Here is a 24,335-nt window from a genome sequence, read left to right as displayed (position 1 = left end):
AACTTTTGTTCGTGGTGGCTCGCTCCCCGTATTTTCCGGACTGGGGGGTCAGTCGAGCGGAATCCGCGTTCCGCCGGTCCCGTCCCCGTCCGACCAGTCACCGCTTCCGGTGTCAACGTGCGAGTTCGCCCGGTTCGTCACGACGAGGCGCTCCGTCGTCTCTCCGGCAGGCCGCCCGACGGCTAACTCGACCGTATCGCCGGGTCGAACCTCGGTCATGAGGTAACGAACGAGCTCCTCGTGGGTGTGTAGTTCCTGCCCGTCGATGCCCGTGATGACGTCGCCGCCAATGGGGACCTGCCGTCCCCTGAGGGTCATCGTGTCGGTGCACCCACCGAGGACACCGCTCGCGGGCCCTTCACGGACTTCGACGACCAGCACCCCGCGCGGTTCGGCGAGCCCGTTCGCCTCGGCAACCGTGGGTGAGACGTCCATGGTCCGCACGTGGAGCGTCGCGTGCTCGACACGCCCGGCCGCGACGAGCTCGGGAACGACCCGCTGGACGAGTTTCGGCGAGATGGCGAAGCCGATGTTGTCCCCCTGTCTGGCGCGGTTGACGCCGACGACCGCACCCGACAGGGTGACGAGCGGGCCGCCGGAGTTCCCGGGGTTGATGGGGGCGTCGGTCTGGACCGTGTCGGGGATGGTGAACCCTTCGTGGGTCGGCATCGACCGGTTCACACCGGAGACGATGCCGGCCGAGATGGTGCCGTCGAGACCCATCGGGTTCCCGAGCGCGGCGACCGGGATGCCTGGTTCGGGGTTCGATTCGGCGACGGGGAGGGGCGTGACGTACGCCGGAAGGTCGGCGACGCGCAACACCGCGAGGTCGGTCGCGGGGTCGGAACCCACCAGCGTGGCGGTCCGCCACTCGCCGCGAGAGAACCGAACCTCGAGTCTGTCGGTGTCGTCCGGGGAGACCTCGCGGGAGGCAGGGCGAGGACCGTGGTTTCCGGCGATGACGTGGTGGTTCGTGACGATGTGACCGTCTTCGTCGTAGACGAACCCGGACCCGGCTCCGGAGAGCCCATCTCCCGAAGACGGGTAGACGGAGACCACGGCGGGGATAGTCCGGCGGTACAGAGCTGCGTACGTGGAATCAGGGGAAGTCATGTCGTGTGCGACACGTTCGCACTAACCTTGGGTAAGTCTCGGTTGTATTTAAACCAGACGCCGAGCGGAGTCTGGCCCGGGAGTCACGGCTGTACGACCCGGTCGTCGCAGCCGCGATTTCAAGAGCCGTCGCCCGGGCGGGCTTCACTCGCACTGCCGGTGTCCATGACGCTCGCGCTCGGCTCCGCCGTCCGTGTTCACCGGGAGTGACCTGTCCGAACTTCGGATTCCGGTCCTGGTCCGGATAGGCGGGTCGCTCGAAACGTTCGAGTCCGCGGTGCAGGACCTGCCCGGAGGACGGCGAACTGTTCCGGAGTGGTGAGATAGGGTGGCGAAGTCGTGCGGGCGAACCGGTCAGGCCGTCTGTCCGTCACGTCGTCGCTGGAGGACGCCGCGGAGGTACGCGCCGCCCCCGGTCAGCAGCAAGAGCAGGCCGGTCGCGAGTGCGAGGGACACCCCCGGTTCTGGCGCGTAACGCTCCACGCCAGCGAACTCCTGGAACCGGGTCCAGCCGGTCAGGGTGACGAACGCACCGGCGAGGGCGACCACCACGTCGGGCCGGCAGCGCCGGACCCTGGAGATGGCGACCACGATGAGCGCGACGACGACCGGCCCGAGGATGGCCACGTCGGTCCCGCGGAAGCCGGTCTCCATGCCGGCGACGAACTCGCTGGTGTAGTACGGCTGGCCGTCGGTGTCTCCGACCGGGAGTTTGCGCACCCAGGGCAACCACGCGCTTGCGACGGCGAGCACGCCGGCGAGGGCGGTCGCTGCGAGGTAGGAGCGAGAGGGCGACTCGCGCATACCGGCACGTGTCACGGGGCCGGTAAAAGCTTTCTCCGGGGCGTCACCTTACGCCGAGAACGCCCCGAACACCGCGTCGAAGTAGGGGCCAACGAGACCGGAGACACCCGCCACGTCGAAGACGACGAGCAGGTAGTAGCTCGCGACGAGCAACATCACCGCGCCGGTGACCCGGTTGATGGCCGAACTGTGCCTGGCGAGGGTGCGAGTCACCCGCTGGCCCGCGGACTGCGAGACGAGGCCGAACAGGAGCAGCGGCGTCCCCATCCCGATGCCGAACAACAGGAACCCCAGAAAGCCCTCGACCGGCGTGTCGAACAACACCGGGGCGCGGGCGAAGAACAACGCCAGCAGGCCGGGGTTACAGGGGAGCACGATCGCTCCGAAGAAGAACCCGTACCCGAACGCCGTGGAGGCCGGATGGCTGGTCTGGGGCGGCTCCTTCGTCGGCAGCCGGTGTGCGAGGTCGAGGTCGAACAGCAGGGCGATGCTGAGTACGGCGAGGACGCCGAAGGCGACGGGAGAGACCACCTCGACGACGGTCGTCAGCGACTCGCCGAGGAGGAACGAGAACAGGAGGCCGACCACGCCCATGAACGCGATGACGCCGAGGGTGACGAGTCCCGCGAGCACGCCCGACGGGAGCGCGGTCTCCTCACCTTGCGACGAGAGGTAGGCGAGGAACCCGGGGTACAGGGGTAAGGCGCACGCCGCCGTCAACGGCGTGGCGAACCCGATGACGAACACCTCGACGAACCGGTCTAGCATCCGTTCGCCTGCTCGCGGAGGAAGCTCGTCGTCTTGTGGCCGTCCTTCAGGCGCGTCGTCGAGCCGTCGGGACAGTGCAGGAGCATGGGGACGATGGGCGGAGAGGTCATCGACGTGCCGAACTCGTCGACGAGCTGGCGAGTCACGGCGGTCGGGGAGACGGCGTAGTACCAGTCGTAGCCGTGGGATTCTGCGTGCTTTCGGACCTTCTCGGCGTCCTCGTTCTGGTCGATGTTCAAGGCGACGCTGACCACGTCGTCACCGACCGCCTCGTGGAACTCGATGAGTTCGTCCTGCTGGCGCTTGCAGTTCGAACACCAGACGGCGAACGTCTCGACGAGGACCGGTTTCTCGAACTGTGAGACGCTGAACGTCTCACCGGTGAGCACGTTCGTGAGTTCGGCGTCCTGCCAGGCGGCGGTGGTACCGGAGCCACCAGCCCCATCGCCACCGTCTGTCGAGTCTGAGCCTGTACCGCCGCCGGAGAGGCAGCCGGCGAGTCCGAGTGTACCGAGGCCTGCCAGTCGGAGGGCGTCCCTGCGGGAGAGCGAATCCATGTCGGACATGGAGGACCGGTGAGATATAAAGCGCCACCGGGCTGTGCGCGGCCGGCGCACGAGCGACCACAGGGACGAGGCGCCTGTACGACCCTCAGAACAGCGTCCCGACGAGCATCGTCCTGAACTCGTAGTCGTAGATGTGGTTCAACATGACGTAGGTGACGACCCCGAGGGTGAGCGAGAGGATCCACGCTCCCGCCGCGATACGCCCGACCTTCGCGTGCGCGGTCTGCTTCAACTCGGCCGGCGTGTGGGTCAGTCCGAGCACGAGCGCGTAGAGGACGACCGGGACCGAGACGACCGAGAGCAGGATGTGAATCGCGAGCATGGCGATGTACGCCCAGTAGACGACGCCGACAGCGCCGACGATCTCCTTCTCGCCGCCGCCACCGACCTTCACGAGGTACAGCGCGAGGAACACGAGGATGAGCGTGAAAGAGGTCAGCATCGCCTTGCGATGCCTGTCGACCTCGCCGTTGCGAATCCAGTACCAGCCCAGTGCGAGGCTGACGGTCGCGATGGTGTTCACGACCGCGATGGCGTGTGAGAGCTGGTTCGTCATCTCGCGGGAGATGTCGGGGTAGATGGGGACGAGGCCGGCGAACGTGCCGAGCACGAGCGCGTACCCGACGACCGTGAGCACGATGGTCGTCTCGCGGACGTTCTCGCGGACGGTCGTCCTGACGTCTGCGGTACTCATTGGCGAGGGGTTGGGACGACGGTGGAATACCGCTTTCGCTTGCGGTCACCCGGTGACGCGGGGCGACGACGAGCACATCGAGCCCCAGAAACGCTACTTCCGTTTAGCTAATCCAGACTGAGTTGTAGAAACCGACGCTCTCGCTGGACAGACCTTCCGTTAGAGTAAAACCTGCCGCAAGGGAAAAGACAGCCATGAGCACCGACCAGTCCCAGCGGTCGATTCGTTGCCTCGTGGCCAAGGTCGGATTGGACGGCCACGACCGCGGCGCACACGTCATCGCACGGGCCTTCCGCGACGCGGGGTTCGAAGTCATCTACTCCGGCCTGCACAAGGCCCCGGACGAAATCGTCCAGGCCGCCGTCCAGGAGGACGTCGACGTCGTCGGCATCTCCATCCTCTCGGGCGCGCACAACACGCTCGTCCCGAAGATAATCGACGGCCTGAAAGAGTACGACGCGTTCGAAGACACCCTCATCCTCGTCGGGGGCGTCATCCCCGACGACGACAAGGCGTACCTCAAGGAACTGGGCGTCGCCGAGGTGTTCGGCCCGGGCACCTCCATGGAGCAGACGGTCCAGTTCGTCCGGGACAACGCGCCGGAACGATGAGCACGAGTACGGACGACCTGCTCGAGGACCTCCTCGCGGGGAAGCACCGCGCGCTCGCGCGAGCAATTACGAAGATAGAGAACCGCGAGCCGAGCTATCGCGACCTCGTCTCCGCGCTGTACGAGCACACCGGTGACGCCGAGGTCATCGGTATCACGGGGAGTCCCGGCGCTGGCAAGTCGACGCTCGTGGACAAACTCGCCAGCACGTACCGCGAGCAGGGCTACACCGTCGGCATCGTCGCCATCGACCCGTCCTCGCCGTACACCGGCGGGGCCGTCCTCGGCGACCGCATCCGCATGGCCTCGAACGTCGGCGACATGGACGTGTTCTTCCGGTCGATGAGCGCCCGGGGGAATCTGGGCGGCCTGTCGACGGCGACCGCGGACGCGGTGAAGGCGATGGACGCCTTCGGCAAGGACAAGATCATCATCGAGACCGTCGGCGCCGGCCAGAACGAGATAGACGTCGTCCGGGCGGCGGACACCGTCTGTGTCCTCGTCCCGCCGTCGTCGGGCGACAACGTCCAGATGCTCAAGGCGGGTATCCTCGAAATCGGCGACCTGTTCGTGGTGAACAAGGCCGACATGGACGGCGCGGACCGCACCGTCCAGGAACTCCTGGAGATGGTCCACATGGGGTCCGGGTCGATGCAGGTCGACGCCGGCCACCACGGATTCGACGACGCCGAGGTCGACCTCGACATGCCCGGCGGCGAGGACGCCGCCGACGCGCCAGCCGTGGAGCCGTGGCAACCACCCGTCCTCGAGACGGTCGCTACAGAGGGCACAGGTGTCGAGAAACTCATCGAGACGTTCGACGAGCACCACGACTACCTCGTGGCGTCGGGCCAGCTCGAACAGAAGCGCCGCCAGCGTATCGCCGAGGAGATTCGGACGCTCCTGCGCGACGACGCGGCAGGACTCGTCCAGCGGGAACTCGACAGCCTCGGGGGTGTCGAAGACATCGTCGACCGGGTAGTGGCCGGTGAGACGGACCCCTACAGCGTCGCCGACGAGGTCATCCAGCCAATCGCGGCGTGCGTCTCCGAGGAGTAGCGGCACCGACCACGATTCAGCCTCCGTGAACCCGAACCGTCGATTCGAGGAGTGACTTGACCGCGCGCCGGAACCGTTCCGAGGCCGCGTTCTCCGAGATGCCCAGGCGCGCGGCCAGTTCGGCCAGCGAACTCTGGCGCGGAATCTCCAGGTAGCCGATGTCCAGCGCCGCCACCAACACTTCGTGCTGGGCAGCCGTCAGTCCGAAGCCGCCAGTCCCCTGCCCGTCTCGCTGTTCGTACCGGCGATGGAGGTCGACGCTGAGTCCGTTCTCGACACAGACCTCGTGGAACCGCTCGAACGCGTGGTGGTCGGGAAAGCCCACGTTGAACCGCCAGCCGTCGGGTCCGGCGACGACCTCGTAGACGACGCTTGTCACGTCGACGAGCGTCGGATAGACGCTCGTGCGCAGTCCCTCGCCGACGAGTTCGGTCTGGTACAGCCGCCCGTCGTCGAACTCGACGATGCGGGATGGGGCCGCGACCGTCGAGTCGTCCGCCAGCGCCACGTCGAACGCGTCGAAGTCACCACCGGCCGCCCAGAGCAACAGCCTGACCCGTCTCTCGTCCGTCGCGTCGAATCGTTCCACCCGCAGTCGCATCGCTGGCACCGCCTCGCGTGTGTGGCGAAGAAGCGGGCCGTCCAGACTGAACTCCAGAACCAGCATCGTCACTGTGTTTGCGGTCTCTGCCAGTCAGCTTTCAATCGTTGCCATGTCCCTGAAAGCGGTTTATGTTTGACCCTGTATTCGATGGTGAACTACCCGGGTCCCTGCGCGGGTGACTCCACAGGGACCATAAACGACGGGAGTACTACCGCTACTGGATTATGTGGTTGCTCGTCCAACGTGTTGGTGCCTCACTACCCTCGTTCGGTCGAGACCTGTGACTACTCCCGGACCGTCACCGTAGTGGGGTTTCACTGTTCGGACCATCCCCCCGGAACGGACATCGCAGGCAGGCTTCTCCCCACTGCCCGCACGGTTTCCATCGACCGAGCCCACCTGGTCGGGTCCCCCCACTCGCCGGGGTGACTCGGTCGACGATTGCGATGGGAGTACCCGACGACGATTCCGTCCACTGTCCGTCGCGTCCGTGGGGAGTTCAATCCCAATTGTCGGCAAGATTAAGTTACAGCCCGACGAAGTTCAGGTATGAACCTCAAGAAGGCAGTAGCAACGGCAGGCGTCGCGGTCGGTGCCGTCGCCGCGACGAACGCCGTGCTCTCGCGCAAGACGGAACCGCTCGCGCCACCGCTCCCGGGTGAACGACACACCTACCGCTGGCGCGGGATGGACGTCTCCTACACCGAGGCCGGGGACCCGGACGCACCGGACCTGCTGTTCCTCCACGGCATCAACGCGGCCGGGACGAGCCACGAGTGGCGCGAGATTTTCGAGCCGCTCTCGAAGGCGTACCACGTCATCGCGCCCGACCTCCCGGGCTACGGGCTGTCGGACCGGCCGCCACTGGTGTACACGAGCGAACTCTACACGGACTTCGTGACGGACTTCATCCGCGACGTGACAGACGACCCGACGGTCATCGCGTCCTCTCTGACGAGCGCCTACGCGACGGGAGCCGCCCAGCAGACCGACGTCGAACGGCTCATCCTCGTCTGTCCGACCACGGATAGTATGCCCGGCGGGCGCAAGCCGCTCGTCCGCACGGTCATGCGTGCGCCCCTGGTCGGCACGGCGCTGTTCAACGCGATGTCCTCGAACCCCTCGCTGGAGTACTTCAGTGCCGACCACGGCTACTACGACATGTCGGGGTACAACAAGGCGAAACAGGAGTACCAGTGGCAGACCACGCACCAGCCGGGCGCACGCTACGCACCTGCGTCGTTCCTCTCGGGCTACCTCGACTCAGAGATGGACCTCGCGACCGCACTCGCCGAGGTGGACGCCCCGGTGACGCTCGTCTGGGGCCGCGAGGCAGACACCACGCCGCTGGCCGAGGGTCGACGGCTCGCGGACGCGACGGGCGCGAGGCTCGTCGTCATCGACTACGCGATGCTGGTGCCCCACGACGAACACCCCGACAAGTTCGTCGAGGCCATCGAGGAGGACCTGCCCGAGATATCGGCCGAGACCTTCCGCGAAGAGCGCAAACAGAGCCTCGAGAAGCGTCGTCAGCGCGACCGCGAGGAGCGCGACCAGCGCGACCGGCCGGGTGACGTGGGCGTCACCGTCGAAAGCGAGCGCAACTCTGGCGACGCCTCGTCGGACACCGTCGAAATCGACGTCGAAGAGACCGGCGAGAACTAACCCGGTCCGAAAGGCGAGACCGCTGTCGGGCCCGCTCTATTCTGCGCGGAAGACGACGACGCGGTCACCGGTCGTCTCCGTCTCGTCGACCCCGAGTGTCACAGACATCCCGACCTCGACGTCTGCCGTCTCGACACCGACGACCATCCCGGTCACGCGCACCGGGCCGAATCGAGCGATGGCCGTGGCGAACGGCGCGTCCTCGCTGAAGTTCGGCGTCGGGACGTGTACGATGGTGAACGTCTCTATCTCGCCCGTCTCGGGGAGTGGCTCCTCGGTGAGTTCGGTCGACCCGGTCGCGGGGTCGACCCGGCGGGGCGGCAGCCAGCCGTCACCGTCGGGGCCTTCGAGGTAGTACGGTTCGCCCGCCTCGATGGCGTCCAGCCAGTCGTCGTATCCGGCGTTGACCGCGGTTCCGTCGCTCATGCGACCACCTCCAGGACGTGAACCACAGCACTCGCGACGGTGCCACCCGCGTTGTGGGTGATGCCCGTCGTCGCACCCTCGACGTACTCGCTGTTGGGGTGGTCCCCACGCAGGAGCTGGGTCATCTCGGCGACCTGGGACGCGCCGGTCGCGCCGACCGGGTGCCCCTTGGCCTTGAGACCGCCGGAGAGGTTGACCGGGAGGTCGCCCTCTCGCGTGGTCTTGCCCTCGCGCGCGGCCGAGATACCCTCACCGACCTCGAACAGACCGAGTGACTCCATCGCCAGCACTTCGGCGATGGTGAAGCAGTCGTGGACCTCTGCGACGTCGACGTCGCTCGCCGAGATACCGGCGTCCGCGTACGCCTCTTCTGCGGCCTTGTCCGCCGCAGGAGAGCGTGCGAGGTAGTCGCGGTCGTGCAGCGCCATCAGGTCGCCACCCTGCCCGGAGCCGGTGATGGAGACCGGAGCGTCGATGTCGTGTTCTTCGGCGAACTCGTCCGAGACGAGCACGAGTGCGCTCGCGCCGTCCGAGATGGGACAGGAGTCGTACAGGCCCAGCGGCTCGGCGACCATCGGCGCACCGAGCACGTCGTCGGGCGTTATCTCGCGCTGGTACTGTGCCTTCTCGTTCGGCACGGCGTTCTCGTGGTTCTTCACCGCGATAGCGGCGAGGTCCTCGCGCGTGCCGCCGTACTCGCTGAAGTACGCGTTCGCCATCAGCGCGTACGCGCCGGGGAACGTCATCCCGGCCTTGACCTCCCAGAGGTCGTCGGCCGCGATGGCGAGTGCTTCCGTGGCCCCGGCCGTCCCGAGGTTCGTCATCCGCTCCGCGCCGCCGACCAGGATGACGTCCTTCTCACCGTTCCGGACGTTCTTCACCGCCTCGCGGACCGCGACACCGGAGGAGGCACACGCCGCCTCGTATCGGGTCGCCGGGGCCTCGACGCCGACGGCTTCCGCCATCAGCGGCCCCTGGTGGCCCTGGTGCTCCGCGAGCTCGCCCATGAAGTTGCCGTAGAAGAGCGCTTCCACGTGCTCTCTCCCTACCCCAGCGTCCTCGAGGGCGTCGAGTCCAGCCTCCGCGAACAAGTCCCGGCCCGTCCGTTCCGGGGAGGCCCCGAACTTCGTGAGTCCGACACCTGCGATTCGTACCTCTGTCATCGTCTCCGACTAGTCCGGGAAGCGTTTAATATGTCGTGGTTAACGCCTCGACAGCCGAGACAGCCCGCGTACCGGCAAAACTGTTTACTCGGATTCGAGATAATTTCTTGGCTGTCGTGCGTCTGCCGCGGCCGACGCCGGGGTTCGTGACGTGTTTATACCTCCGTTCCCAAGCCCTTCTCATGGCAGAGGAATCGCAGTCGTCCACACGCGCGCCGAAGCGTCCGAAGGCGAGCGCCTGGCCAATGCTCATCGCGGTCGGGCTGGCGGTCTCCGAGGTCGGCGTGCTGTTCGGCAGCCTCCCCATCTCGGTGTTCGGACTGCTCATGTTCTGTGGCAGCGTCGCCGGCATCTTCGCCGAGACTGGCTACGTCGACCACCCGTGGACCGTCATGGCCGGCTTCGCGGTCCTCCTCGTCGTCGTCGGAGCCTACCTGTTCGTCGACTTCGGCGGCACGGTGGGCGGTGCAGAACTCATCGGCGTCGACAACCGCATCGCCTACCGGGGCGTCTCCATCGCGATGGCCGGCATCGTGACGCTGGTCGCCGCCGTGGTCGGCCTGTTCCAGACCTCCCTCGACGGGTCGACCGCATCCTGACCGCGCCGAATCAACAACCTATTTGGTCGCCGCGCCGAAGCCACCGACAACGATGGCGCAACAACGGAAGATCTTCGACAAGGACACGCTGCTCGACCTCACGGTCAACGTCATTCCGCTGGGAATCATGCTGTTCTTCCTCGTCCTGTTCGTGCCGATGGTGTACGGCCCGTTCTCGTGGGACTCCACGTACTCCATCCTGATGTTCGCCCTCATCGTGACGCCGTTCGTCCTGCTGGCGATTCTGACGTACTTCTCGGCGCTCGCGATCGAAGGTGACGCACACGAGAGCGAGGCGGAAGGCCACATGACCAAAGAACACCAGGAGCGCGCGTACGGCACAGCCGACCACGACGCGGACGAAGACGAGAACGGGAGCGAACCTGCGTCCGAGGCTTCGGCCGCCGAGTGATTTTTCTCCGAACCGACACACCGCGGGCGTCCCGAATCTTTCTTTAGGGTGTAACCCTCAGCCACCCACATGGACCTTAGCGGACAGATACTGCTGACTGCCCTGATGGCGGTGGTCCTCTTCGGCGTGGCCTTCTTCCTGACACGCCTCGAGGACTGGCGCACATACACACCGCTGGCCGGCGGTGGCACGGGTATCGTCAGTCGCGAAACCGGGTACGGCCACGAAGAGAAACCGGGCGGTCTCATTCGGTGGTTCACGACCGTCGACCACAAAGACATCGGCATCCTGTACGGCATCTACGCCATCGTCGCGTTCGCGTGGGGCGGCCTCGCCGTCGTCATCATGCGGGCCGAACTCGCGACGGCAGAGGTCGACGTGACCTCGGCGCTCGCCGGGGCCGCCGGCGTGGGACAGGGACAGCTCCTGTACAACTCCCTGCTCACGAGCCACGGCATCACGATGCTGTTCCTGTTCGGGACGCCCATCCTCGCGGCGTTCTCGAACTACCTCATCCCGCTGCTCATCGGCGCGGACGACATGGCGTTCCCGCGCATCAACGCCATCGCGTTCTGGCTGCTGCCGCCGGGCGCGGTCCTCATCTGGGGCGGGTTCTTCCTCGCGCCGTTCATGGACAGCATCGCACCCTCGATGATCAGCTGGACGATGTACCCGCCGCAGTCGACCGCACAGACCGCGACCGGTGGCGCCGCACAGACCATCGCCCAGCTCAACGCCGGGACCGACCTCATGCTGCTCGGCCTGCACCTGACCGGTGTCTCGGCCACCATGGGTGCCATCAACTTCATCGCGACCATCTTCGCAGAGCGCGGTGAGGACGTTGGCTGGGACAAGCTGGACATCTTCTCGTGGACCATCCTGACCCAGTCCGCGCTCATCCTGTTCTCGTTCCCGCTGCTGGGCAGCGCGCTCGTCATGCTGCTGCTCGACCGGAACTTCGCGACGACGTTCTTCACGGTGGAAGGTGGCGGCACCATCCTCTACCAGCACCTGTTCTGGTTCTTCGGCCACCCCGAAGTGTACATCCTGGTGCTGCCCCCGATGGGCATCATCAGCTACGTGCTCCCGCGCTTCGCCGGCCGGAAACTGTTCGGGTTCAAGTTCGTCGTCTACTCCACGCTGGCTATCGGTGTGCTCAGCTTCGGTGTCTGGGCACACCACATGTTCAGCACGGGTATCGACCCGCGCATCCGCGCCTCGTTCATGGCCGTCTCGCTGGCCATCGCGATTCCGAGTGCGGTGAAGACGTTCAACTGGATTACGACGATGTGGAACGGCAAGGTTCGGCTCACGACGCCGATGCTGTTCTGTATCGGGTTCATCTCGAACTTCATCATCGGCGGTGTCACCGGCGTCTTCCTCGCCGCGGTCCCCGTCGACTTCCTGCTTCACGACACGTACTACGTCGTCGGGCACTTCCACTACGTCATCATGGGTGCCATCGCGTTCGCGGTGTTCGCGGGCGTCTACTACTGGTTCCCGCTCGTCACCGGCCGCATGTACCAGGTCAAGCTGGGCAAGGCACACTTCTGGCTGACGATGATCGGGACGAACCTGACGTTCTTCGCGATGATCCTGATGGGCTACGCCGGGATGCCGCGCCGGTACGCCGGCTACGCGGGCATCACGGTCGGTCCCATCAACCTCATCACGCTGATGCACCAGCTCGCGACGGTCGGGGCGTTCATCCTCCTCGTCGCGACGGTCATCTGGCTGTGGAACATGGTCGAGTCCTACTTCGAGGGCCCGCGCGTCGGCCCCGACCCGTGGAACCTCGAAACTGACGGGCTCCCGTCCCACGAGTGGGACTGGTTCGCAGACCAGCAGGAGACGGCACTCGCCGACGGCGGCGAAGAACAGGAAGTCGCGACGGACGGCGGCGAAGTCGTCGACGACGAATAACGCGACACTCCCTTTCTACTGCGGTTCGGTATGGAGAGCGACGCGGCCGTGGCTGTGGCCCTCGCGTCGACGTGAGAAGGAATGACGGCCTCAGCTCAGGACGAGCACGAACCCGGTCACGAACATCAGCACGACGATGGCACCGAGGACGACACCGATGAGCTCCTTTTCGGTCATGCGCGGGGCTTGGAAGCCGAGAAGGAAAGGCTAATCGTTACGAGGTCCAACCCTCGCGTGTGAGCAACACCATCACCGGCCGACGCGAGGGAAACCGCGTCGTCCTCACGGTCTACGTCGCCGTCGTCCTGCTCTCGGGCGTGTTCGGGGCGGCGGTCGGCGTCTTGCTCCCGGTCGACGTCGGTCGGAACGTCGACGTCGCGAGCATCGCAGGAATCGAGTTCGCCGTGACACCGTTCAACTTCGCGGTGTATGGGATGGCGATGGTCGGCGTGAGCCTCGGCATCTTACTACTGCTCGTCAGGTTCGTTTCGCGGTACGACGACGCCAGTGTCGGTGACCGATAGGGAGCCCTCAATAGTCGTTCTGTCCGGTATCGAACGGTCGTTACGGGACCGTCCAACAACATATCAAAATTTGTAAACGTCTATACGACACGAGCTCGAACATCCCGTATGGCACTTTCAGAGTACGTCGGCAGAGCGTCGCCGACCGAAGGCGCGACGGTCGTCCGCGTCGCACCGCACAGCCACTGGCGACCGGGCAAGAACCGAACGGAACCGTGTGCACACTGTGGCGAGTCGCTCGACCTCGCCAGCAAACACGTCCTCGTCGAGATCGAGGACGAGGAGACGGGTGAGACGATACGGAAGTTCTTCCAGAACGAGCGCTGTCTCGACGAGTGGTTCGAGGGCTGAACTACGCCGCGTCTTCCTCCCGGACCTTCGCGGCGATGTCCTCGACGACCTCGGGATTCCGGAGCGTCGAGGTGTCACCCAGTTCCTCGTCGTTCGCGATGTCTTCGAGCAGGCGGCGCATTATCTTCCCCGAACGGGTCTTCGGGAGTTCCGGCGTGAAGACGACTCGCTCTGGCTTCGCGATGGGGCCGATGGCCTCGTCGACGCCGTCGATTATCTTCTCGCGTAAGGCTTCGTCGCCCTCGACGCCGTCTTCGGTGATGACGTAGGCGTACACCGCCTCACCCTTGACCTCGTGGTGGCCCCCGACGACGGCCGCCTCCGCGACGCCGGACACGCCGACGATGGCGGACTCTATCTCCATCGTTCCTAACCTGTGGCCGGAGACGTTGATGACGTCGTCGACGCGGCCGAGGACCGTGATGTAGCCGTCTTCGTCTATCTTCGCGCCGTCTTCCGGGAAATACACCCACTCGTCGGCGTCTGGGTCGGAGTACTCCTGCCAGTACTCGCTGACGAACCGGTCGTCGTTCTGGTACAGGGTCCGGAGCATCCCCGGCCACGGCTTGTTCACGACGAGGTAGCCTGCCCGCCCGGCCTCGACCGGGTCACCCTGTGCGTCGACCACGTCTGCGGAGATGCCGGGCAGTGGTGGTCCCGCAGAGCCGGGTTTCATGTCGCCGATGCCCGGCAAGGTCGTTATCATCATGCCGCCGGTCTCGGTCTGCCACCACGTGTCCACGATGGGGCAGGATTCGTCGCCGATGTGCTGGTAGTACCACTTCCACGCCCGCGGGTTGATGGGCTCACCCACCGTCCCGAGCAGGCGCAGGCTGGAGAGGTCGTGACGCTCGGGGTACCTGGTGCCCCACTTCATGAACGCCCGGATGGCCGTCGGGGCAGTGTAGAACACGTCGACCTGGTACCTGTTCACGAGGTCCCACATCCGGTCGCGGTCGGGGTAGTCAGGGGTGCCCTCGTACATCATCGTGGTCGTCCCGAGCGCGAGCGGTCCGTAGACGATGTAACTGTGCCCGGTAATCCAGCCGATGTCGGCCGCACACCAGTACGTGTCTTCGGGTTTCACGTCGAGGACGGCGTGACTGGTCCAGGCCGCGTAGGCGAGGTACCCGCCTGTCGTGTGTTTTACGCCCTTTGGCTGGCCCGTCGTCCCCGAGGTGTACATCAGGAACAGCATGTCCTCGGCGCCGCGCTCGACCGGCTCGACCTCCTCGCCCTCGTGGGCGTCGACCAGTTCGCCGTAGTCGTGGGCGTGCTTGCCGAGGAAGTGTTTCAGTTCGTCACCGAGGCGGTCCACGACGACGGTCTCGACGTCGTGGTCGACCTGTCGCAGCCCGCGGTCGGCCTTCTCCTTGTGGTTGAGGGCGTCGCCGCGTCGGTAGTAGCCGTCGCAGGTGACGAGGTACTCGGATTCGGCGGCGTTCATCCGTGTGGCGAGCGCGTCCGCGGAGAACCCGGCGAAGACGACCGAGTGCGGTGCGCCGATGCGGGCACACGCCAGCATGGCGATGGGTAACTCGGGCACCATCGGCATGTACAGCGTGACCACGTCGTCCTCGCCGACGCCGAGGTCGCGAAGGGCCGCCGCGAAGGCGTTGACCTCATTGTAGAGGTCGAGGTACGTGTAGGTCCGCGTCTCGCCGAGTTCGCCCTCCCAGCGGATGGCGGCCTGGTTCTTGCGCCCGTCTTCGATGTGCCGGTCGATGCAGTTGTACGAGGCGTTGAGGGTGCCGTCCCCGAACCACTCGTAGAAGGGGGCGTCAGAATCGTCGAGGACATCGGTGTACTCCTGCTCCCAGTCGAGCAGGTCGGCCGCGCGCCTCCAGCACTCCGGCCAGTTCTCTTCGAACGCCTCGTAGATGTCCGGGTCCGTGACGTTCGCCTGTTCGACGAACGCGGCGGGTGGTTCGAACGAGTCCTGTTCGGCCAGCCTCGCCTCCAGTTCGACCGCAGGTTCCTCGGTGTCGTCGGCCATGGTACCCCTTCACGTATGGCGGAGATAAAAATTCCCCCACCCCCGTCGCTGGCGGCGGGTTTTCGACACTACTCGCCGAAGACGACCTCGACGACCTCGACGCCGGTCACCGTCGGCTCGCCCTCGGCGGTCCGACCCCAGGTCAGACGCGGGACGACCGCGTACTCCTCTGCACCGTCTTGCAGTCTGAGCAGGCCGGTGCCACCCGTCGCGACGCGCTCCGTGATGGTCTTTCGGTCGCCCTGGGCGAAGCGGTTCATTCCCTCCGTGCCCTTGCCCTGTCGGATGGTGACGACCTCGACGTCCAGTCCGTCTGCGCTCGTCGCCAGGTTCACGCGGAGAGGCACCTGGTGTTCGGGGTCGTCTGGCAGGTCCGTAAACGTCAGGACCGCGTCTTCGGCGTCCGAGAGCCGGTCGATCTCGTCACCGAGCCCGCCGGTGACCGTCTCGACGTGGCGCATCGCCGTCTCGACGCCCGAGAGCGACTCCTGGAGGGAGGATTCGATCTGTGCCCGGAGTCGGTCCTGGAACTCGGGGTCGAACGGGGTCACGTCGCCGAAGTCGTCGTGACCGGGGCCGTGGTCGCCACGTGGCTGGTGGTCGTCGTGCCGACCCTGCTCGGCCTGTCGTCCCCGGTTGCGGCGACGGCGGTCCCGGTGGGGGTCGTGGGGTGTCGGTGGGGACGGTGGTCGCGACGGGCGAGTGTGAGTCGAACGTGAGTCTCGGCGGCCGCGGCGGTCCTGGTCCAGTCCGCGCCGGAGCGTCTCCTCCCACGAGAGGTCGAGTTCCTCTTTTCGCCGCTTCATGCGCTCGAACACTTCGTCGTCGTCAATCGTGATGCGAATCTCTCGGCTCATCTGGTTCGGCTACTCCCCGGCCAGATATAAGCTTGTCCCCCAAGTACTCACTTGTGACTCACACTCGACTCACATTCTAGGATAGATTGAAGTGGGCTGGCGCGAATCGGCTAGACGCATGTCCACCGAGACACCAACCGCCGTCGACGGCGACACCGTCGTCGTCACGAAGCCCGCCCACTACGCCGCCGTCAACTGCACCCGGTTCGAAGCCAACGCCCCGGTCTCTATCACGGGTGCGCTCGACGCGGACGAGGTCGTCGTCGCCGGCCCGACCAGCGTCGATGGCCCCGTCAACGCCGACACCGTCGAGTGCTCCGGCACGCTCGGCGTCACCGGTCCATTCCACACGAACACGCTCACCGTGACCGGCAGCATCGGTGCCGACGGCCCGACGAGCGCCGGCACCGTCTCGATCGACGGTGCGGCCCAGTTCGTCGACCTGCAGGCAGACGAACTCGTCGTCCGCGGTGCACTGGAGGGTGAGAAACTCCAGGCCGACTCACTCGACGTTCGCGGTGTCGTCGACTGCGAGACGATCGAAGCCGACTCACTCGACGTCCGTGGCGGCATCCGGTGCGACCACGTCAGGGCCGACGAGGTCTCGCTGGCACTCGCCAGCGAATCGACCGTCGGCCGCATCGAGGGTGACAGCGTCCGAATCACGCGGTCGAACGAAGACGGGTTCCTCGTCGCGGACACGGTCGTCGGCGAGCACGTCGAGGTCGAGTACGCCGACGTGGAGACCGTCGACGGCGAGGTGGTCTCCATCGGCTCCGGCGCACACGTCGGGGTGTTGCGCGCCGCGGAGTACGATATCGCCGCCGACGCGACCGTCGACGAGGTAGTGGAGGAGTGACTCGTCAGTCGTGCTGTCCTGTGTAACCGTCAGAAAATCGTACTTCGCGACCTCTCTGTGTTTTCGACGCTCGACGGTGGCTACCCGATAGGAAGGGGATACGAATGGGTCAGGCGATACGAGAGGCGTCCGTGTCAGACCCCGAGATACCGCTGACGCGTCTCCTCGGCGGCGGCCAGCTCCTCCGACGCGCCCTCGAAGACGACCTCGCCCTGGTCGATGACGTAACACCGGTCGGCGATGTTCATCGCGGCGTGGGCGTTCTGTTCGACCAGCAGGATGGTCTGGCCGTCGTCGCGGATGCGCTCGATGGCGTCCTCCACCGACTGGATGATCTGCGGGGCGAGCCCCTCGTAGGGTTCGTCCAGCAACAGCAACTCGGTCGGTTGTCGCAGTGCCCGCGCGATAGCGAGCATCTGCTGTTCGCCACCCGAGAGCGTCCCCCCGGCCTGGGACTGTCGCTCCGCCAGTCGCGGGAAGTACTCGAACACCGCATCCAGGGACAGCCCGGACTCGGTGGTCGCAGCCGACCGCCCCCAGCGGTTCGAGGGGTTGCGCGCGACCTCCGGGAGCTTCAGATTCTCCGCCACCGTCAACTCGGTGAACACCCGACGCTCCTCCGGGACGAACGAGATGCCACGAGCCGCCACGTCCTCGGGGTTCTGGTCGGTGATGTCGGTTCCGTCGAACCGGACCGTCCCCGAGCGGACCTCCGGCGGCTCGGTTCCCGCGATCGACCGCAGCGTCGTCGTCTTCCCCGCCCCGTTGCGGCCGAGCAGTGCACAGATCTCACCCTCCGAGACTCCCATGGACACGTCGCGCAGGATGTGGCTCTCGCCGTAGTGTGCGTTCACGTCCTCCAGTTCCAGCAGCATCACTCGACACCTCCGAGGTAGGCTTCCTGGACCGCGGTGTTCTCCCTGATCTCGTCTGGCGGCCCCTCTGCGATGACCTGTCCGCGGTTGAGCACGATGATGCGGTCGGATATCTCGAAGATTATCTCCATGTCGTGTTCGACGAGCAGGAACGTCAGCCCCTGCTCTTCTTTCACGCGCTCGATGAGGTCGACCGTCGCCTCGGTCTCCTCGGGCGACATCCCGGCCGTCGGCTCGTCCATGAGCAACAGGTCGGGGTCGGCCGCCAGCGCGATACCGATCTCCAGTCGCCGTTTGTCCCCGTAGGGAAGGTCGGCCGCGCGCGTCTCACGCTGCTCCCAGAGCCCCACGGACCGCAACGTCTCCTCGGCGACCCCTTCGACCTCTCCGTAGCCGTCGAGTCGGCGGAAGAAGTTGAACCGGAAGTCGCCGTGTTCCGCCCCGAGCGCAGCGATTCGGGCGTTGTCGACGACTGAGAGGTCCGGGAAGATCGACGCGGTCTGGAACGACTTGCTCACGCCTCGCTGGACGACCTCGTGAGGCTCCAGGCCCACGATGGACTCGCCCTTGAACCTGATGTCCCCGGCGGTCGGCTCCAGTCGCCGCGTCATCAGGTTGATGAGCGTCGACTTGCCGGCCCCGTTCGGGCCGATGAGGCTGACACGCTCGTCTTCCTGAATCTCGATAGAGACGTCGTCGGTCGCCGTGACCCCGCCGAACTGCTTGACGAGGCCGTCGGTCTCGAGCAACGCCATCAGGGCTCACCTCCGTCGGCCCGCGCCGCCTCGTGGCTCGTCTCGCCAGAGACACGCGCCTTCAGGTCCTGGACGCCGCCCCACAGCCCGCGCGGCACGAGCCAGACGACGAGCACGAACAGGAGCCCGAGCAAGAGGTGCCAGCTGTCCCCGACGGTCGAACTCAACACGTTCGACATGTAGAGGTACACACCGGCTCCGAGGAAGGCCCCGAACAGCGTGCCGACGCCCCCGAGGATGCTCATGATGACGACTTCCCCGCTGACCAGCCAGTAGAACGTCGATGCGGAGGTCGACCCGTTGTACACCGTAAACAGTGCGCCGGCGACGCCGGCGAACGCGCCCGAGATGACGAACGCGACCAGCTTGTACCGCCACACGTTCAGGCCGACGAACTCCGCGCGCTGTTCGTTCTCCCGGATGGCCTTGAACACCAGCCCGTACGGTGACTTGAGGATGCGGTAGGCGACAGCCACCGAGAGGACGGTGAATACCGCCACCAGGAGGTACAGCCAGCTTCCGACGAGCCCGAGCGGGGTCAGGATTGGAACCCCCGCCGAGAGCGGGATGACGCCCGCGAGCCCGCCAATCTCGAGCAGGAGGCCGTCTTCACCACCCGTGATGGGCCCGAGCGGGCCGAAGATGGTAAAGTACAGCATCTGGCCGAACGCGAGCGTCAGGATTGAGAAGTAGATTCCCCCACGCCGGAGCGAGAGAATCCCGAGTATCCACGCCACGACGATGCTCGCGAGCAGGCCAGCCGCGACCAGCACCAGCGGGTAGTCGATACCCGCGTACTCGACCAGCAGGCCGGCGACGATGCTGCCGGTGCCCCAGAAGGCCGCGTGCCCGAACGAGAGCAGTCCGGTGTAGCCGTGGAGCAGGTCGAACCCCATCGTGAAGATGCCCCAGATGAGGATGAGCGTCGTCAACCCGTAGTAGCCGTTCAGGAGGTCGCTGACGACCGGGGCACCCGCGAAGAGGTACGGGAACACCAACACGCCGACCAGCGTCAACAGTACCACTGTCCCCTCGTCACCGAGTACCGTCACGTAGTGGTCGACGAGGCCGTCGCTGGACTCCTCGCGTGCGGACCCGCTCGTGGTCCCGTGTCCAGCGTCTGCACGACCGTCGGTCATGCAGTACTCACCTCCTCACCCATGATGCCCTGTGGCCGCCAGAGCAGGATGACCGCGGCCATCGCGTAGATGGCCACCTGCGCCCACGGGGCCAGGTTGTAGGTCCCGATGGACGTCTGGATGAAGAACGACTGTATCAGCCCCAGTGTGACACCGCCGAGGACCGCCCCGCGGATACTCCCGACCCCGCCGATGACCACGGTGACGAACGCGGGGACGAGGATGTCGGTCCCAGCCGTCGGGTTGATGGGGTTCAACGGCCCGCCGACCACGCCGGCGACGCCGGCCAATGCCGCACCGATGCCGAAGACGACGACGTACGGCCGGGTGATGCGAATGCCGAGCAGGCGGACCATCTCGGCGTCCTCGGTCCCGGCCCGGACCACGAGCCCGAAGTCGGTGTACTCGATGAGCAGGTACACTCCGAGCACGAGGACCGCCGTGATGCCGATGACGGCGATGCGCCACCACGTGGTCGCGACGCCCTCGATGGGCACCGACCCCTGGATGGGTTGTGGGAAGGTCTGGCTGCTCGAGCCGAACAGCAGTCTGAGCGACTCCTGGACGACGATGGCCAGCCCGAACGTTACGAGTATCTGGTCCGTATCGGGTCTGTCGTAGAACGACCGCGCCACGAACCGCTCCATGAGCAGTCCGAGGAGGAAGACCACCACGATGACGGCGACCAGCGCGAGGAAGAACCCGGCTTCCAGCCCGAGTGACCCGTACCCCCAGTTCGAGAGGTACCCTTCGGAGAGGGTGAGCGTCCCGGCCACGTAGAGGCCGAAGTACGCGCCGATGATGTACAACGCCCCGTGAGCGAAGTTCACGAACTCGAGTGTGCCGAGGATGATCGACAGCCCGACCGCCAGCAGGACGTATATCGACCCCTGCTGGAGCCCGTTCAGTAGTATCGAGACGACGGTGGTAGCGAGACTCATGTACGACCCTGGATTCTGTGTAACATTATGAACGTCTTCTGTGAAATTCGGCGGCTACGCGGCTGTGCCCTCACTTGTACGGCCCGAGGTCACACTTCCCAGCGGGACCCTCGTTGCAGCCGTACGTGACCTTCTCTGCGGGCGTGAGTTCGACGATCTCGTAGTAGTTCGCCTGCGAGATCTTGTCCTCCGGGAGGCCCCTGACGACCGGCACCGCCCGCTGTGCCTGGTGGTCGCACTTTCGCATCGTCTCCGACCCCATCCCGATGTTGTCGTACTGGTAGTCTTCGAGCTCCTTGATGACCTTCTCCGGATTGAACGACCCTGCGCGCTCGACCGCCGCGGAGTACTGCAGCGTCTGTGCGTACGCGAGCTGGGCCGGGCCGGACGGGATACGACCGTCGTACTCGTTCTTGAACGCCTCCGTGAACTGGTTCGACGGCTCGTTGTCGATGGCCGAGTCCCAGGCGACGGTCCCGAACACGCCGGAGATGGCAGAGCCCGCGGCCTTCGCCATCGGCCGGTTGTACAGCGGGACGACGATGGTCAGGTCCTCTTTCATCCCGGCCTCGGTCGCCTGCGTCAGCGACTTCGCCAGGTCCAGCCCGTAGTGGTCGAGCATCAGGACGTCGGCGTCCGAGTTCGAGACGTCCGAGAGGTACGAGGAGTAGTTCTTCGTCCCCAGTGGGGTGGCGACGGAGTCGACCTGACTCCAGTTCGCCTGCTCGGTCATGAACTGGCGCATCGACTGCTCGACGGACGCGCCCCACGTGTAGTCCGCGTACAGCTGGTAGAACTTCTTCCCCGTCCCGTACTCCTTCTTGAGAACGGGTGCGAGTGCCGCCGCCGTGTGGTAGGCGTCGAACATCTCACGGAAGCCGTACCGGGCACAGTCCGCACCGGTCGTGTCGTTCGAGTGGGTCAGACACGCCATGAACACCACCTTCTGCTTCTGGCACTCGTCCTGGACGTTGATCGCCACCGACGAGGACGACCCGCCCGAGATCATGATGGCGTTGTCGCGCTCGATGAGCTGGCGGGCGTTCTCGCGGGCCTTCTTCTTGTCGGTGGCCGTGTCCGCCTTCACCCAGTCTATCTCTTTCCCCGCGACGCCGTTGCCGTTCAAATCGTCGAACTGGGTGTCTACCCAGCCACCACCGTTGTTGAGGTGCTTGACCGCGAGCTTGTACGCCCGCAGTTCGTCTTTGCCCTCCGAGCCGTACGGCCCCGACAGCGGGACGTTGAACCCGTAGGTCGCTGTATCCCCCTCGATTGGAAAGTTCCCAATCTCTTCCTGTCCTCCACCGCTCGTCAGGTTCCCAGCGCAGCCGGCGAGTGCCGCCCCGATGCCGGTCGCGGTCGTCGCCTTCAGCAGGTCGCGCCGGGAATGTTGGCTATTTCGTGCCACGTCAACAGCTACCATGAAACACACTATATTAAAAGTACCGAATTATCATGCTAAACCTGCGCATTAGAGCCAATAGCGCCAGAATTCACCACCCAGAAAAATCTTTTAAATACCTCTATCCATGGTCGCTGACCGGGGTGGTGGACTGGTCAGTCGCCTTGCACCTGTGCCCGAATCTCCTCCGGAACGCTCGGGTCTCGAAGCGTCGTGGTGTTCCCCAGTTCCTTGCCGTTAGAGATGTCCTCGAGAAGCCGGCGCATGATCTTCCCCGACCGCGTCTTCGGGAGGTCGTCGACGAAGGCGACGTTCGCGGGCCGGGCGAACGCGCCGATCTCCTCTTCGACCGCGGCGACGATTCGCTCGCGGACCTCCTCATCCGCGTCGATGCCCTCCCGCAACACCACGTACACGTCGGGGACTGCGCCCTTCTCCGCGTGTTCGCGTGCTGCCACGGCGGCCTCGGCGACGTCCTCGACCTCGGCGACGGCAGATTCGAGTTCCATCGTCCCGAGCCGGTGGCCAGCGACGTTCATCACGTCGTCGAGCCGACCGAGGATGCGATAGTAGCCGTCGGTGGCCTGCACCGCACCGTCGCCGGCCTTGTAGTTCCAGTCGCGCCAGTCGTCGCTGTCGACGTCGGAGAAGTCGCGCCAGTAGGTGTCGATGAACCGCTCGTCGTTGCCGTAGACCGTCTGGAGCATGCTCGGCCACGGGCGCGTGATGACGAGGTTGCCCGCCTTGCCACTGGCGGGTTCGAGCTCCTCGCCCTCGTCGTCGACGATTGCCGGTTCGATGCCGGGACAGGCACGCCCCGCACTGCCGGGTTTCATGTCGTCGAGCGCCGGCAGGTTCGTGATGAGGTGGCCGCCGGTTTCGGTCTGCCACCACGTGTCCACGATGACGGCGTCCTCGTCGCCGATGTGTTTGTAGTACCACAACCACGCCTCCGGCTGGATGGGCTCGCCGACGGTGGTCATGTGGCGGAAGTCGAAGTCGTACTCTGCGGGGTACGACTCGCCCCACTTCATGAACATCCGGACCGCCGTCGGTGACGTGTGGAAGATGTCGACGTCGTACTTCTCGGCGATCTCCCAGATGCGTCCCTTGTGCGGGTGGTCCGGGGTCCCCTCGTACATCACCGAGGTCGTGCCGAGCGCGAGCGGGCCGTAGACGATGTAGCTGTGTCCCGTAATCCAGCCGATGTCGGCCGCACACCAGTACGTGTCCTCGGGTTTGATGTCGAGGACGTTCTTCGACGTGGCGGCGGCGTACGCGAGGTAGCCCCCGGTCCGGTGCTGACACCCCTTTGGCTTCCCGGTCGTCCCGGACGTGTACATCAGGAACAGCGGGTCCTCGGCGTCACGCGAGACGGGGTCGACCCGCTCGCGGCGGTGGTCCGCCAGCAGGTCAGCGACGAGCGTGTAGTCGTCGTCGACTTCGATGCGTGGCTCGTCGTGGCGTGTCCAGGTGAGAACCTCGGGCTCGTGGTCGAGCTCGTCCATCGCGGTGTCGGTCTTGTCGAGGTGGGTGAGGAACTCCCCGCGCCGATAGTAGCCATCGATGGTGACCACGTAGTCGGAGTCCGCGGAGTCGACCCGCTCGGCGAGTGCCGACGCCGAGAAGCCCGCGAACACCACGGAGTGCGGTGCGCCGATTCGCGCACACGCGAGCATCGTGATGGGCAACGCCGGAACCATCGGCAGGTGCACGGTCACCACGTCGTCCTCCTCGACGCCCATCGAGCGCAACGCCGCCGCGAACTCGTTCACCTGCCGGTAGAGGTCCTGGTAGCTGATGTTGCGCTGTTCCCCGTCTTCGCCCTCCCACAGCAGCGCAGTCTGATTCTTCCGGTCGTCGAGGTGCCGGTCGATGCAGTTGTGGCTGGCGTTCAACGTCCCGCCGACGAACCACTCGAAGAAGGGCGGGTCGGACCCGTCGAACGTCTGGTCCCAGCGCTCGTCCCAGTCGAGCAACTCGGCGTAGCGGTCGAACCCTTCGGGAAAGTCCCCGACCTCGTCGTAGATGAACGGGTCCGAGGCGTTCGCTTGCCCCACGAACGCCGGCGGCGGTCGGAAGTACTCCTGCTCTCGCAACCGTGCCTCGATCGTCGCGTCTGGCCCCTCGTTTGCCATACTATGCCATGATGATGAATGACAACCACAATAACCGCCGTATCTAACTATGATAAACCGGTACAGTCTCTGTGCAGTCGTGCGATTCCCGA

At 65.6% G+C, this 24,335-nt stretch carries 24 protein-coding genes and 1 pseudogene; 9 read left to right on the top strand and 16 right to left on the bottom strand.

Annotated features, from left to right (window positions below):
* Positions 1–48: 48 nt before the first annotated feature.
* The 5 genes from ACSC1R_RS11940 to ACSC1R_RS11920 all read right to left on the bottom strand — a co-directional run bounded on the left by ACSC1R_RS11940 (position 49) and on the right by ACSC1R_RS11920 (position 3,945).
* Complete coding sequence (locus ACSC1R_RS11940) at positions 49–1,113, bottom strand: S1C family serine protease (protein ID WP_439025963.1); 1,065 nt, start codon at positions 1,111–1,113, stop codon at positions 49–51.
* A gap of 354 nt (positions 1,114–1,467) precedes the next feature.
* Complete coding sequence (locus tag ACSC1R_RS11935; protein WP_439025962.1) at positions 1,468–1,917, bottom strand: hypothetical protein; 450 nt, start codon at positions 1,915–1,917, stop codon at positions 1,468–1,470.
* Positions 1,918–1,965: 48 nt separating this feature from the next.
* On the bottom strand, positions 1,966–2,685 hold the full coding sequence (locus ACSC1R_RS11930; RefSeq protein WP_439025961.1) for a cytochrome c biogenesis CcdA family protein: 720 nt from the start codon (positions 2,683–2,685) through the stop codon (positions 1,966–1,968).
* Entirely contained in the window at positions 2,679–3,242 is a 564-nt protein-coding gene (locus ACSC1R_RS11925) for a TlpA family protein disulfide reductase (RefSeq protein ID WP_439025960.1), read from the bottom strand. The genes ACSC1R_RS11930 and ACSC1R_RS11925 overlap by 7 nt, the downstream gene beginning before the upstream one ends.
* A 94-nt stretch (positions 3,243–3,336) precedes the next feature.
* Entirely contained in the window at positions 3,337–3,945 is a 609-nt protein-coding gene (locus ACSC1R_RS11920) for a DUF420 domain-containing protein (protein WP_439025959.1), read from the bottom strand.
* Between the two features lie 194 nt (positions 3,946–4,139).
* Between ACSC1R_RS11920 and ACSC1R_RS11915 the strand changes: the two genes are divergently transcribed.
* Both ACSC1R_RS11915 and meaB read left to right on the top strand, forming a co-directional pair.
* Positions 4,140–4,556 carry a cobalamin B12-binding domain-containing protein gene (locus ACSC1R_RS11915; RefSeq protein WP_439025958.1) on the top strand — a complete coding sequence of 139 codons (417 nt, stop codon included), beginning with the start codon at positions 4,140–4,142 and terminating at the stop codon, positions 4,554–4,556.
* Positions 4,553–5,614 carry a methylmalonyl Co-A mutase-associated GTPase MeaB gene (gene meaB / locus ACSC1R_RS11910; protein WP_439025957.1) on the top strand — a complete coding sequence of 354 codons (1,062 nt, stop codon included), beginning with the start codon at positions 4,553–4,555 and terminating at the stop codon, positions 5,612–5,614. The genes ACSC1R_RS11915 and meaB overlap by 4 nt, the downstream gene beginning before the upstream one ends.
* Positions 5,615–5,630: 16 nt before the next feature.
* Here meaB and ACSC1R_RS11905 read toward each other — a convergent pair whose 3' ends face one another.
* Entirely contained in the window at positions 5,631–6,281 is a 651-nt protein-coding gene (locus tag ACSC1R_RS11905; RefSeq protein ID WP_439028714.1) for a helix-turn-helix domain-containing protein, read from the bottom strand.
* Positions 6,282–6,767: 486 nt separating this feature from the next.
* Between ACSC1R_RS11905 and ACSC1R_RS11900 the strand changes: the two are divergent.
* Positions 6,768–7,688 (top strand): annotated as a pseudogene (locus ACSC1R_RS11900) (alpha/beta fold hydrolase); the annotation flags it as partial.
* A 231-nt stretch (positions 7,689–7,919) separates the two neighbouring features.
* Here ACSC1R_RS11900 and ACSC1R_RS11895 read toward each other — a convergent pair.
* Together ACSC1R_RS11895 and ACSC1R_RS11890 are read right to left on the bottom strand one after the other, a co-directional pair.
* Positions 7,920–8,309, bottom strand: a complete 390-nt coding sequence (locus ACSC1R_RS11895) for a Zn-ribbon domain-containing OB-fold protein (protein WP_439025956.1) — start codon at positions 8,307–8,309, stop codon at positions 7,920–7,922.
* Entirely contained in the window at positions 8,306–9,472 is a 1,167-nt protein-coding gene (locus ACSC1R_RS11890) for a thiolase domain-containing protein (RefSeq protein ID WP_439025955.1), read from the bottom strand. Before ACSC1R_RS11890 ends, ACSC1R_RS11895 begins: the two co-directional genes overlap by 4 nt.
* A 182-nt stretch (positions 9,473–9,654) precedes the next feature.
* Between ACSC1R_RS11890 and ACSC1R_RS11885 the strand changes: the two genes are divergently transcribed.
* The 5 genes from ACSC1R_RS11885 to ACSC1R_RS11865 all read left to right on the top strand — a co-directional run bounded on the left by ACSC1R_RS11885 (position 9,655) and on the right by ACSC1R_RS11865 (position 13,281).
* Positions 9,655–10,071, top strand: a complete 417-nt coding sequence (locus ACSC1R_RS11885) for a DUF7541 family protein (protein ID WP_439025954.1) — start codon at positions 9,655–9,657, stop codon at positions 10,069–10,071.
* A 52-nt stretch (positions 10,072–10,123) separates the two neighbouring features.
* Complete coding sequence (locus ACSC1R_RS11880; RefSeq protein ID WP_439025953.1) at positions 10,124–10,483, top strand: DUF6684 family protein; 360 nt, start codon at positions 10,124–10,126, stop codon at positions 10,481–10,483.
* A 69-nt stretch (positions 10,484–10,552) separates the two neighbouring features.
* Positions 10,553–12,406, top strand: coding sequence for a cbb3-type cytochrome c oxidase subunit I (locus ACSC1R_RS11875; protein WP_439025952.1), 1,854 nt, complete (start codon positions 10,553–10,555; stop codon positions 12,404–12,406).
* Positions 12,407–12,642: 236 nt separating this feature from the next.
* Positions 12,643–12,930, top strand: a complete 288-nt coding sequence (locus tag ACSC1R_RS11870; RefSeq protein ID WP_439025951.1) for a DUF7520 family protein — start codon at positions 12,643–12,645, stop codon at positions 12,928–12,930.
* A 108-nt stretch (positions 12,931–13,038) separates the two neighbouring features.
* Entirely contained in the window at positions 13,039–13,281 is a 243-nt protein-coding gene (locus ACSC1R_RS11865) for a hypothetical protein (RefSeq protein ID WP_439025950.1), read from the top strand.
* Position 13,282: 1 nt separating this feature from the next.
* Here ACSC1R_RS11865 and acs (ACSC1R_RS11860) read toward each other — a convergent pair whose 3' ends face one another.
* On the bottom strand, positions 13,283–15,277 hold the full coding sequence (acs, locus tag ACSC1R_RS11860; protein ID WP_439025949.1) for an acetate--CoA ligase: 1,995 nt from the start codon (positions 15,275–15,277) through the stop codon (positions 13,283–13,285).
* Between the two features lie 68 nt (positions 15,278–15,345).
* Complete coding sequence (locus ACSC1R_RS11855; RefSeq protein WP_439025948.1) at positions 15,346–16,134, bottom strand: hypothetical protein; 789 nt, start codon at positions 16,132–16,134, stop codon at positions 15,346–15,348.
* 118 nt (positions 16,135–16,252) lie between these two features.
* Here ACSC1R_RS11855 and ACSC1R_RS11850 point away from each other — a divergent pair, with 118 nt between their 5' ends.
* Complete coding sequence (locus ACSC1R_RS11850) at positions 16,253–16,993, top strand: hypothetical protein (protein WP_439025947.1); 741 nt, start codon at positions 16,253–16,255, stop codon at positions 16,991–16,993.
* Positions 16,994–17,127: 134 nt separating this feature from the next.
* On the opposite strand, the gene ACSC1R_RS11845 is transcribed toward ACSC1R_RS11850, so the two are convergent.
* From ACSC1R_RS11845 to acs (ACSC1R_RS11820), 6 genes are all read right to left on the bottom strand, one after another.
* Positions 17,128–17,871, bottom strand: coding sequence for an ABC transporter ATP-binding protein (locus ACSC1R_RS11845; RefSeq protein ID WP_439025946.1), 744 nt, complete (start codon positions 17,869–17,871; stop codon positions 17,128–17,130).
* Positions 17,868–18,623 (bottom strand): ABC transporter ATP-binding protein, encoded by a 756-nt coding sequence (locus ACSC1R_RS11840; protein WP_439025945.1) that lies wholly within the window; start codon positions 18,621–18,623, stop codon positions 17,868–17,870. Before ACSC1R_RS11840 ends, ACSC1R_RS11845 begins: the two co-directional genes overlap by 4 nt.
* Positions 18,623–19,762 (bottom strand): branched-chain amino acid ABC transporter permease, encoded by a 1,140-nt coding sequence (locus ACSC1R_RS11835; protein ID WP_439025944.1) that lies wholly within the window; start codon positions 19,760–19,762, stop codon positions 18,623–18,625. Before ACSC1R_RS11835 ends, ACSC1R_RS11840 begins: the two co-directional genes overlap by 1 nt.
* Complete coding sequence (locus tag ACSC1R_RS11830) at positions 19,759–20,703, bottom strand: branched-chain amino acid ABC transporter permease (protein WP_439025943.1); 945 nt, start codon at positions 20,701–20,703, stop codon at positions 19,759–19,761. The genes ACSC1R_RS11835 and ACSC1R_RS11830 overlap by 4 nt, the downstream gene beginning before the upstream one ends.
* Positions 20,704–20,773: 70 nt before the next feature.
* Positions 20,774–21,991, bottom strand: coding sequence for a substrate-binding protein (locus ACSC1R_RS11825; protein ID WP_439028713.1), 1,218 nt, complete (start codon positions 21,989–21,991; stop codon positions 20,774–20,776).
* A 269-nt stretch (positions 21,992–22,260) separates the two neighbouring features.
* Positions 22,261–24,243, bottom strand: coding sequence for an acetate--CoA ligase (gene acs / locus ACSC1R_RS11820; RefSeq protein WP_439025942.1), 1,983 nt, complete (start codon positions 24,241–24,243; stop codon positions 22,261–22,263).
* Between the last annotated feature and the right edge of the window lie 92 nt (positions 24,244–24,335).

Origin of the sequence: Haloarchaeobius ordinarius, from assembly GCF_051801355.1 — an archaeon.
Taxonomy (GTDB): Archaea; Halobacteriota; Halobacteria; order Halobacteriales; family Natrialbaceae; genus Haloarchaeobius.
Note: the sequence above shows the minus strand (reverse complement) of the source record. Positions and strands in the feature narration are given on the sequence as shown.

Coding starts and splice junctions, on each gene's coding strand:
- ACSC1R_RS11940 (WP_439025963.1), bottom strand. CDS start 1,113: ATGACTTCCCCTGATTCCACGTACGCAGCTCTGTACCGCCGGACTATC.
- ACSC1R_RS11935 (WP_439025962.1), bottom strand. CDS start 1,917: ATGCGCGAGTCGCCCTCTCGCTCCTACCTCGCAGCGACCGCCCTCGCC.
- ACSC1R_RS11930 (WP_439025961.1), bottom strand. CDS start 2,685: ATGCTAGACCGGTTCGTCGAGGTGTTCGTCATCGGGTTCGCCACGCCG.
- ACSC1R_RS11925 (WP_439025960.1), bottom strand. CDS start 3,242: ATGGATTCGCTCTCCCGCAGGGACGCCCTCCGACTGGCAGGCCTCGGT.
- ACSC1R_RS11920 (WP_439025959.1), bottom strand. CDS start 3,945: ATGAGTACCGCAGACGTCAGGACGACCGTCCGCGAGAACGTCCGCGAG.
- ACSC1R_RS11915 (WP_439025958.1), top strand. CDS start 4,140: ATGAGCACCGACCAGTCCCAGCGGTCGATTCGTTGCCTCGTGGCCAAG.
- meaB (WP_439025957.1), top strand. CDS start 4,553: ATGAGCACGAGTACGGACGACCTGCTCGAGGACCTCCTCGCGGGGAAG.
- ACSC1R_RS11905 (WP_439028714.1), bottom strand. CDS start 6,281: ATGCTGGTTCTGGAGTTCAGTCTGGACGGCCCGCTTCTTCGCCACACA.
- ACSC1R_RS11895 (WP_439025956.1), bottom strand. CDS start 8,309: ATGAGCGACGGAACCGCGGTCAACGCCGGATACGACGACTGGCTGGAC.
- ACSC1R_RS11890 (WP_439025955.1), bottom strand. CDS start 9,472: ATGACAGAGGTACGAATCGCAGGTGTCGGACTCACGAAGTTCGGGGCC.
- ACSC1R_RS11885 (WP_439025954.1), top strand. CDS start 9,655: ATGGCAGAGGAATCGCAGTCGTCCACACGCGCGCCGAAGCGTCCGAAG.
- ACSC1R_RS11880 (WP_439025953.1), top strand. CDS start 10,124: ATGGCGCAACAACGGAAGATCTTCGACAAGGACACGCTGCTCGACCTC.
- ACSC1R_RS11875 (WP_439025952.1), top strand. CDS start 10,553: ATGGACCTTAGCGGACAGATACTGCTGACTGCCCTGATGGCGGTGGTC.
- ACSC1R_RS11865 (WP_439025950.1), top strand. CDS start 13,039: ATGGCACTTTCAGAGTACGTCGGCAGAGCGTCGCCGACCGAAGGCGCG.
- acs (WP_439025949.1), bottom strand. CDS start 15,277: ATGGCCGACGACACCGAGGAACCTGCGGTCGAACTGGAGGCGAGGCTG.
- ACSC1R_RS11855 (WP_439025948.1), bottom strand. CDS start 16,134: ATGAGCCGAGAGATTCGCATCACGATTGACGACGACGAAGTGTTCGAG.
- ACSC1R_RS11850 (WP_439025947.1), top strand. CDS start 16,253: ATGTCCACCGAGACACCAACCGCCGTCGACGGCGACACCGTCGTCGTC.
- ACSC1R_RS11840 (WP_439025945.1), bottom strand. CDS start 18,623: ATGGCGTTGCTCGAGACCGACGGCCTCGTCAAGCAGTTCGGCGGGGTC.
- ACSC1R_RS11835 (WP_439025944.1), bottom strand. CDS start 19,762: ATGACCGACGGTCGTGCAGACGCTGGACACGGGACCACGAGCGGGTCC.
- ACSC1R_RS11830 (WP_439025943.1), bottom strand. CDS start 20,703: ATGAGTCTCGCTACCACCGTCGTCTCGATACTACTGAACGGGCTCCAG.
- acs (WP_439025942.1), bottom strand. CDS start 24,243: ATGGCAAACGAGGGGCCAGACGCGACGATCGAGGCACGGTTGCGAGAG.